The organism is Chryseobacterium sp. Leaf394, assembly GCF_001424105.1.
Taxonomy (GTDB): domain Bacteria; phylum Bacteroidota; class Bacteroidia; order Flavobacteriales; family Weeksellaceae; genus Chryseobacterium.
The window spans coordinates 422,380-432,005 of sequence record NZ_LMQH01000011.1; the positions used below are offsets into that span (position 1 = coordinate 422,380).

11 protein-coding genes are annotated in these 9,626 nt (G+C 36.9%); all 11 read left to right on the forward strand.

Annotated features, from left to right (window positions below):
* The coding region (locus ASG21_RS06525; protein ID WP_241773464.1) for a WbqC family protein at positions 1-563 on the forward strand (563 nt) is incomplete at its 5' end.
* 82 nt (positions 564-645) lie between these two features.
* Positions 646-2,325 carry a S8 family serine peptidase gene (locus tag ASG21_RS06530; protein ID WP_056077239.1) on the forward strand — a complete coding sequence of 560 codons (1,680 nt, stop codon included), beginning with the start codon at positions 646-648 and terminating at the stop codon, positions 2,323-2,325.
* Between the two features lie 119 nt (positions 2,326-2,444).
* Positions 2,445-2,939, forward strand: a complete 495-nt coding sequence (locus ASG21_RS06535; protein ID WP_056077242.1) for a hypothetical protein — start codon at positions 2,445-2,447, stop codon at positions 2,937-2,939.
* A 24-nt stretch (positions 2,940-2,963) separates the two neighbouring features.
* Entirely contained in the window at positions 2,964-3,653 is a 690-nt protein-coding gene (locus tag ASG21_RS06540) for an OmpA family protein (protein WP_056077246.1), read from the forward strand.
* Positions 3,654-3,741: 88 nt separating this feature from the next.
* Positions 3,742-4,629, forward strand: a complete 888-nt coding sequence (locus ASG21_RS06545; RefSeq protein WP_056077248.1) for a decaprenyl-phosphate phosphoribosyltransferase — start codon at positions 3,742-3,744, stop codon at positions 4,627-4,629.
* Positions 4,626-5,948, forward strand: coding sequence for an FAD-binding oxidoreductase (locus ASG21_RS06550; protein WP_056077251.1), 1,323 nt, complete (start codon positions 4,626-4,628; stop codon positions 5,946-5,948). The genes ASG21_RS06545 and ASG21_RS06550 overlap by 4 nt, the downstream gene beginning before the upstream one ends.
* Positions 5,945-6,670 (forward strand): SDR family NAD(P)-dependent oxidoreductase, encoded by a 726-nt coding sequence (locus ASG21_RS06555; protein WP_056077255.1) that lies wholly within the window; start codon positions 5,945-5,947, stop codon positions 6,668-6,670. The genes ASG21_RS06550 and ASG21_RS06555 overlap by 4 nt, the downstream gene beginning before the upstream one ends.
* 125 nt (positions 6,671-6,795) lie before the next feature.
* Positions 6,796-7,383 (forward strand): HAD family hydrolase, encoded by a 588-nt coding sequence (locus ASG21_RS06560; RefSeq protein WP_056077257.1) that lies wholly within the window; start codon positions 6,796-6,798, stop codon positions 7,381-7,383.
* A 24-nt stretch (positions 7,384-7,407) separates the two neighbouring features.
* Complete coding sequence (locus ASG21_RS06565; protein ID WP_056077259.1) at positions 7,408-7,863, forward strand: hypothetical protein; 456 nt, start codon at positions 7,408-7,410, stop codon at positions 7,861-7,863.
* Positions 7,863-9,041 carry a cysteine desulfurase family protein gene (locus ASG21_RS06570; protein WP_056077262.1) on the forward strand — a complete coding sequence of 393 codons (1,179 nt, stop codon included), beginning with the start codon at positions 7,863-7,865 and terminating at the stop codon, positions 9,039-9,041. Before ASG21_RS06565 ends, ASG21_RS06570 begins: the two co-directional genes overlap by 1 nt.
* Positions 9,042-9,115: 74 nt before the next feature.
* On the forward strand, positions 9,116-9,430 hold the full coding sequence (trxA, locus tag ASG21_RS06575; RefSeq protein WP_056077266.1) for a thioredoxin: 315 nt from the start codon (positions 9,116-9,118) through the stop codon (positions 9,428-9,430).
* Positions 9,431-9,626 lie beyond the last annotated feature (196 nt).

Genomic DNA, 9,626 nt, shown 5'->3' on the forward strand with positions numbered 1-9,626 from the left:
TTTTAAATGATGAAAATGAAATCATGTTTGAACAGTTTGAAAACTTTCCAAAACAGACCTACAGAAACCGTTGCAATGTTTACGGAGCCAACGGAAAGCTTTCGCTTATTATACCAATCAATCACAACGGCGTGAGAGAATATAAAAATATTGAAGTCTCTTACCGTGAAAACTGGCCAAATCTTCATTGGAAGTCCATTAAAACCGCATATCAGAGTTCGCCGTATTTTGAATATTATGAAGATAAATTGGTGAAAATATTTGAAAATAAGGAGAAATTTCTTTTAGATTTTAATATTAAAAGCCTTGAAACAGTTCAGCAGATCCTAAAAACAGAAAAGGCATATTCTTTGAATACAGAATACCGCAAAATTCCGGAGGCTTTAGATTTCAGAGAAAGTTTTTCTGCGAAAAAAGAGTCAGATTATGAAACGGAAGAATATTATCAGACGTTTTCAGATAAGCTCGGTTTTATTAAAGATTTATCCATAATTGATCTTCTTTGTAACAAAGGTCCGGAATCAGCTACTTATATTAAAAATGTAAAAAATATTTCCAGATGAAAATATTTTCCTCAGAATTTGAATCAATTCTTTTAAAGGAGATTACTTTTATCTGATTAAAAAAAAATGTAATTATCAGCTTATGAAAAAATTATTCTTAGCAGCGGTTTTTCTTACAGGTTTCACAATGTCTTACGCACAGGAAACCTCTGCACAATCAGCAGATCCTAAGTCGGATAAAGATTTAATGACTTGGTATCATAAAGATTTTTCTACTACCAAAGTTTATGGTGTAAACACTGAAAACGCTTATAAATTTCTTGAATCAAAAGGTTTAAAGCCAAAAACTGTAATTGTTGGGGTTTTAGACAGTGGAGTTCAGGTAGATCACCCGGGACTGGCAAAAAATATGTGGTCAAATCCTAATGAAGTTCCTAATAATGGCAAAGATGATGACAACAACGGTTACATCGACGATATCCACGGATGGAGTTTTATTGGAGGAAAAAATGGCGACATCGATGTTGATAATATGGAAGTAACACGTGTTGTCGCTAAATATAAGCCTGTTTTTGAAGGTGATGATTCCACTAAAAATAAGGCGAATCAGGCAAAAATGCCGGAAGAATTTGCAATGTACATGAAATCTAAAGAAATGTACGGCAAAAAAAGTGTTGAAGGGCAGCAAAGCGTTAAGTTGTACACCATGATTCAGGAATCAATTCCTACAATGGTAAAAATGCTGAATGGAAAGCCTTTCACAGCTGAGACAGTTAAAGCTATAAAACCAGCTGATCAAAATGAAGCGAGAGCTTTACAGGTAATGAATCAGGTTGTAAATAACCCTGAATTCGCCGGAAAATCTGCTGTAGAGTTTGAAAAAACAATGAAAGAGCAGATGAAGGAAGCCTTAGATCACTTCACTCCACAGGCTCAGCAGTATGATATCAACTTTGATCCGAGAAAAGAGATTGTAGGAGACAACTACGACGATTATTCTGAAAAAAAATACGGTAATAACCACTACGAAGGTCCGGATGCAGTTCACGGAACACACGTTGCAGGTATTATTGCAGGTCTTCCTCAGGGGAAAGAGGTTCAGTATGGTGTAGCTTCAAAAGTGGCGAAAATTATGTCTGTTCGTACCGTTCCAAATGGGGATGAAAGAGATAAAGACGTTGCCAATGCCATCAGATATGCGGTAGACAACGGTGCTAAAGTTCTGAATATGTCATTCGGAAAGCCGGTTTCTCCAGGGAAAAACGTGGTTTGGGATGCATTCAAATATGCTGAAGACAAAGGTGTTCTTTTGGTAAAAGCAGCGGGTAACGAAAATCAGGATGTTGCCGAGCATACAGCATATCCTACCAACTTTAAAAATGCTTCAGACGCAGCACCTTTTGTAAGCAACGTTTTGGTAGTTGGTGCCAGTACAAACGACAGTGCTTCTCTTAGAGCTGGATTCTCTAACTACAACAAGAAAATGGTAAACGTTTTTGCACCGGGTCAGGAAATTTATTCTACAACTCCGAAAAACGAATATCAGTACTTGCAGGGAACTTCAATGGCTTCACCGGTTGTAGCAGGAGCTGCAGCAGTATTGTTAGCTTATATGCCAAACCTTACTCCGGCACAGATTATTGAATCTTTAACGAAATCAAGCAACCTGAGTACTGTGGGAACATTCGCAGATTATTCCCAGGCTGGAGGCGTTATCGATCTTAAAAAAGCTGCAGAATATGCATTTGCAAATTATTATAAAGGAAATACAGGTAAAGCAAATAAGCCTGCGAAAGCTGCAAAAAAAGCAGCGAGAAAATAAATATCAGCATTAATAGCTGTAAAGAGTCCGCATTTTTTTGCGGACCTTTTTTGTTTTGTGGCATATTGGCACACTTTTTTATGTCTTTACATTTTTTATTAAATAATTAAACAGAAATTATGAAAAAGCTAGTTTTAACAGGTTTTGTAGGCATTTCGCTTCTTAACCTTTCCTGCTCAGGAGTAAAGAAAGCAGGAGACGCACAGCAAAATAGATCCGAATTTCTTAAAATGAAAGGTGATTATGATATTGTGAGTGTAGATTATGACAAGAAGTTCAAAATAAAACCTTTCGATGATGGCATCGATGCACAGTGTTTTGTAGGAAGTCACTGGAGGCTTATTCCAAATAATTATACCGGAGCTTATACAATCAATGGTGGCGGAAACTGTGGCGGAGGATTCACACAGCCTATTAAAATTGATGTAGTGAACGGATCTACATTTAATTTTAAAAAGATCGCAGACGGTACCAAAGCTAAACAAAATACTGCTGGTTATACTTTTACGCTTGTAAAACAGGCAACAGACCAGTTTTCTTTAGAACAGAATATTCCTTTCGATGGTGAAAACGTAAGAGTTGTTTACAACTTCGAGAGAACAGGAATGAAATAATCAATTTTTTAAAACTTATTTGAAATGAAATTTACAAAAACATATATAGCAGGCTTCTTTTTGTCTTCAGCATTATTGCTTACAAGTTGTGAAGCTGTACAGAATTCTAACCATCAGCAGAGAGGTACCGCAGTAGGTGCTGCGTCTGGTGCTGTTATCGGAGGTATCTTAGGAAATAACGTAGGAAAAGGTAAAAATGCTGCTCTTGGTGCCGTTTTAGGTGGCGTGATCGGTGGTGTTGCCGGAAATGTTATCGGTAATAAAATGGACAAGCAGGCTAAAGAAATTAAGGATACTTTGCCTGGTGCAGAGGTGGAAAGAGTAGGTGACGGTATTAAAATTACCCTTAATGAAAGCATCGTAACTTTTGCTTTTAATTCATCAGATTTAACTTCAACTGCGAAAACAAACTTAGATAAACTGGTAACAGTTTTAAAGAACAATCCTGATACAAACATCAACATCTACGGACATACAGACAGCGTAGGTTCAGATGATTACAACCAGAAATTATCAGAGAGACGTGCCAATTCAGTAAAAGCTTATCTGAATGGAAAAGGCATCGCAACGGCAAGACTTTTTGCGTTAGGTGAAGGTGAGTCAAACCCGGTAGCAACCAACGATACAGATGCAGGAAGAGCTCAGAACCGTAGAGTAGAGTTTGCGATTACGGCAAACGAAAAAATGATCAACGACGCAGCTCAGGGTCAGTAATTTATTATTGATTTATTAAAATATCTAAACCGCTTTTATAGCGGTTTTTTTGTGTAAAATCATTATTTTTGCAGCTGATTACACATAAATGAAACAATATTTAAAGCTGCTTAGGGTAGAGCAATGGGTGAAAAACCTTTTTGTATTTGTTCCGCTGTTTTTTGCGGGTAAATTTACCCACACAGATCTCCTTCTTAAAAGTATCGTTGCTTTCATCGTTTTTTCTTTAGCTGCAAGTGTTGTTTATATTTTAAATGATTACAACGATATTGAAGCCGACAGAAAACATCCCGAAAAACGCAGAAGACCCTTAGCGAGTGGTGCAATTTCCAAAAAGAGAGCTCTGGTTATTTTGGCAATTCTTATTGTTGTTAACATAGGTTTTACTTTAGGCTCCCAAATGTATTTTCACGACAGTATCTGGAAATTTGCCATGATTATTCTGACCTATTTTGTGATGAACCTGGCGTATACTTTCAAATTGAAACACGTTCCGATCATCGATATATTCATCATTGCAACAGGTTTTGTCTTGAGAGTTCAGGCAGGCGGTTCTATTACAGGAATTAATATTTCACAGTGGGCAGTGCTTCTTACATTCGTTCTGGCTTTGGTACTTGCTATCGGTAAAAGACGTGGAGAGCTCATCAATGCGCAGGTTTCAGGTAAAACAAGAAAAGCTTTAGATGGCTACAACGTGCAGTTTGCGGATATTGCACTTTCAATTTCAGTAACTTTAGCCATCATCTGTTACCTTATGTTTACACTTTCACCGGAAGTTCAGCTAAGGTTTCATCCCAGAGTGTTTTACACTGTAATTTTTGTTGTTTTTGCTTTTTTACGATACCTCCAACAGACGTTGGTCTACAACAGGACAGAATCACCTACCAAAATTGTGTACCGGGACCGTTACATTCAGGTTACTCTTTTTTTGTGGGTAATTGCATTTTTAATTCAAATCTATTTTAAAGAATGAAACCGAATTTTGTAAAGAAAGTGACCAACTGGGGAAATTTTCCCGTGGTTGAAAAAGAAATGCGTTCGGAAGATCAGTATTCTAAAATAAAAGATTTTGTTTTAAACCATAATGAAGTTATTGCCAGAGGAAATGGCCGTTGCTATGGCGATTCTTCTTTAGCTGAAAGTATTTTTTCGACTAAAAAACTAAACAAATTTATAAGTTTTGACCGTTTAAACGGTATCATCGAATGTGAATCAGGTGTTCTTCTTTCTGATGTGCTGGAAATTTCAGTTCCTCAGGGATATTTTCTTTACGTTACGCCGGGAACAAAATTTATCTCCGTTGGAGGTGCTTTGGCGAGCGATGTTCACGGTAAAAATCATCATGCTGAAGGTTGTTTTTCTGAGTATGTTGTCGATTTTAAACTCATGAACGAAAGAGGTGAAATTATCACCTGTTCAAGGGAAGAAAATTCAGATAAATTCTGGGCTACCATCGGAGGAATGGGTCTTACAGGAATTATCCTTTCCGTTAAATTTAAATTAAAAAATATCGAATCGGCTTACATCCGTCAGGAAAGTATTAAAGCCGAAAATCTCGACGAAATATTCCGTCTTTTTGAAGAAAGCGAAAGCTGGACTTACACTGTAGCGTGGATCGACTGTCTGCAAAAGGGAAAAGATCTGGGAAGAAGTATCATGATGCGCGGTGAGCACGCTTTTCCTCACGAGCTTCCTGAAAAATTTAAGAAAAATCCGTTGAGGTTGAAAAAGAAGTTTTCACCCACGGTTCCTTTTTACTTTCCCGGATTTGCGCTGAATTCTTTAACGGTGAAAATTTTTAATTATCTCTATTATAAAAAGCAGGCAAAAAAGGAAGTTAAAAATTTCACCGATTACGATACTTTTTTCTATCCGCTCGATTTTGTCAACGACTGGAACAAAATTTACGGGAAAAAAGGTTTCATTCAATACCAAATGATGATTCCAAAAGACAAAGGCAGAGAAGGAATGCAGAGGATTCTCGAAACGATTGCAAAATCGGGTAGCGGTTCTTTTTTAGCCGTACTGAAGCTGTATGGAAAGGAAAATCCCGAAGCTTACAACTCTTTTCCATTTGAAGGATATTCTTTGGCTTTAGATTTTAAAGTTGACAAAAATTTAAAAAAACTCATTGATCAGCTGGATTCAATTGTGGAGGAATACAACGGTAAAATTTATCTGACCAAAGACAGCATGAGCCGTTCTTCACTGACCAATTATCTTAAAAATGTTGAAAATCCGAAGTTTATCTCGATTCAGCATAAAAGAATTTTAAACTATAACAAAATATGATCGTTCTTGGAAGTACTTCAGAAGTAGCACAGGCATTCGTAGAAAAAGCACTTCAGGAAGGTGAAAAATTTGAAAAAATCTATCTTTTAACTTCCGGCAGGGAAGCTTCGGAAAGATTTGCAAAGCATATTGATGTGAAATTTTTTCAGCAGTCTGAAATTATTGAAATCGATCTTACAAAAGAGATAAACTATACCAAACTGGAGCATATCAATTCGAATCTGTTGTTCTGTGCAACAGGTTTTTTGGGTGAAGGTTCGGAAGAAGGACTTTATGATGATAAAAATACAGCAAGAATCATTGAAATCAACTATTCAAAACTGGTTCCGCTGATCAACTTTTTTGCTCACAAATTTGAAAATAAAAGATCGGGAACAATCATCGGTCTGTCATCAGTAGCCGGTGACCGTGGCAGACAGAGTAATTTCATTTATGGGAGTGCCAAAGCAGCTTTTACAGCTTATCTGAGCGGCCTCAGAAATTACCTTTTTGAGAAGAAAGTTCATGTGATGACCGTAAAACCAGGTTTTATGGATACCAAAATGACTGAAGGACTTCCTCTGAATCCGGCGCTGACTGCTACACCCAAAAAAGCTGCGGAGTGCATTTATTCGGGATATAAAAAGCAAAAAAATTCAATATATGTTTTGCCAATTTGGGGCGTTATTATGCTGATCATCAGAAATATTCCTGAATTTATTTTTAAAAAATTAAAATTGTAAAAATATTCTTACTTTGTCAAAGCTTTACAACACAATAATTTCGCTTTGACAAAGTTTAACAGAATAAATTTTAACTATCAAACTCTCCAACCCTAAAACCCTCGAACCCTCAAAACCAGCTCCCCATGAAAAAACTGTATTGTTTCGATTTTGACGGTACCATTACATACAAAGATACCATGTTTATGTATCTTAAATTCTATGATTCTTCTAAATTCCGAATACAGTTTTTAAGACATATTCCGCTTTTTGTTTTGCTGAAACTGAAATTGGCAGAAACCGAAAAGGTGAAAAAAAGTTTCATTGGATCAATTTTAAAAGGTCAGGATGAAAGTAAAATAAAAGAAAAATCCAGACAGTTTTTTGAAGCCCACTATCCGAAAATCGTCCGGGAAAATGCTTTGGATTTCATTAAAAACATAGACAAAGATACCACGGAAAGCCTTTTGGTAACGGCCTCGCTGGATATTTGGGCACAGCCATTTGCCGAAGCTTTCAAAATGGAATTGGTTTCTACCAAAGCTGAGTTTAAAAACGGCGTTTTCACAGGCAATTTTATAGGCAAAAACTGCAACGGAAAAGAAAAACTGGAGCGCATTAAAAAAGAAATTTCAGACGAAAAGTTCGATAAAATCATTGCTTTCGGAGATACTTCCGGCGACCGACCGATGTTGAATTGGGCAAATGAAGGTCATTACCGATTTTTTCATTAATTTTGAGTCATCAAAACCGAATCAATGAACAAGTTACTTTTTTTGTGTCTGGCTTTCGTTTTAAGCTGTAAAACAAGTGTTTCAGATAGACCTTCTCAGGATTTAAAACCTCAGATTTTAATCACTTCCTCTCAGGGCGGTGCAGAATCTGAAGGGTTTGTTATTCTTAAAGACCAACAGCAATTATTGGCTGAAGTAGCAAAAAGAAATAGCGTCGAAGACGGCGATAAGCCTGGCTATCCAGCAATTTCAGATAAAAACAAAATCATTATTTACGATTTGGGAAGTTTCAGTTCAGGTGATCACAGAATTACTGAAATTAAAAAAGCCTCAGTTGAAAATAATGTTTTAACGCTCGAAGTTCCCGAATACAAATCTGGTGGAATGGAAATCATGATGGTTTCAAATCCGTGGATGCTTATTTCGGTGCCTTCAGAAAAATCTTTTACTTCTGTTAAACTTACATATTCCAAATTATAATGAATAAGATATATTTAGATAACGCTGCCACCACACCGCTTACAGAAGAGGTGATCGATGCCATGGTAAGCACAATGAAAATCAGCTACGGAAATCCGTCTTCTACGCACAGTTTTGGGCAGGAAGCTAAAATTTTGATTGAAAATGTAAGAAGGCAGGTTGCAGATTATCTTCATGTAAGTCCGGCTGAGATTATTTTTACGTCTTGCGGTACAGAATCCAACAATATGATTATTAAATCTGCTGTTTCGCATTTGGGTGTAGAAAGAATTATCAGTTCGCCAATGGAGCACAAGTGTGTCTCTGAAAGTATTTTGGACATGAAATCCAGAAAAGGGGTAGAGGTGAATTACATCCGTCCCAACGAAAAAGGTGATATTGACTTAGCCAAACTGGAAGAACTTTTAAAATCTTCAGATAAAAAAACTTTGGTGAGTTTAATGCATGCCAACAACGAAATCGGAAATCTGATTGACATCAAAAAAGTAGCTGAACTTTGCAAGGAAAACAACGCGCTTTTCCATTCAGATACAGTGCAGACTATGGCGCATATGTCTTTGGATTTTGAAGATATTAAAGTAGATTTTGCATCTTGCAGTGCACACAAATTTCACGGTCCGAAAGGTGTTGGTTTTGCTTTCATCAGAAAATCAAGCGGTTTAAAAGGGATTATCACAGGAGGTCCTCAGGAAAGAAGTCTGAGAGCGGGAACAGAGAATGTGGCAGGAATTGTAGGTTTAGGCAAAGCTTTGGAGATTTCTTTAAATAAAATGGATGAATTTTCAGATCACATGCAGGCGATTAAGGATTATGCTAAAGAAAAACTTTCGGAAGCAATTCCAGGTATCAAATTTAACGGAAGAAGTGCAGAGAAAGAGAACAGTCTTTACACGGTTTTAAGTGCTTTGTTACCTTATAAAAATCCATTAATTGGCTTGCAGCTTGATATGAAAGGTATTGCAGTATCTCAGGGCAGTGCATGTTCTTCAGGAGCGTCAAAGCCTTCAATGGTCATGATGATGGTACTTTCAGAAGACGAGATGGATAACTGTACGCCGTTGCGTATTTCATTCAGCCACATGACGACCAGAGAAGATATTGATACATTTGTAGCAGCTCTTGCGGAGATATCTGCAGATTTTTTGGTTATAGAAAAAACAAATGTTGAGCATAGATAGGCTTTTCAGATAAAAGAAGTAATTTTGATCTTAGAAATCAAAGAAAATATATTAATTAAAATAAAAGAAACAAAATGGCTTTAGAAATTACAGACAGCTCATTCCAGGAAGTACTTAAATCAGATAAACCGGTATTGGTAGACTTTTGGGCAGTATGGTGCGGACCGTGCAGAACTTTAGGACCAATTATCGAAGAAGTTGCTGCCGATTTTGAAGGAAAAGCAATCGTTGGAAAGGTAGATGTAGACAACAATCAGGATATATCTATGCAGTATGGTATCAGAAATATTCCTACAGTTCTTATTTTTAAGAATGGTGAGGTAGTAGATAAATTGGTAGGTGTAGCACCAAAAGAGGTGATTGCCGAAAAATTAAGTGCACACTTATAAAAAAAATAAGTTTGATAATGAATGCTTTCCGAGTTGGAGAGCATTTTTTTTGTCTAAATATTTGCAGGTTTGCTGAAATGTTGTATTTTTGCAACCACAATAACGAAAGGTATTAGCCTTAGTTATGGCAAGAGATCCGGTAGTTCAGCTGGTTAGAATGCCGCCCTGTCACGGCGGAGGTCGCGGGTTCGAGTCC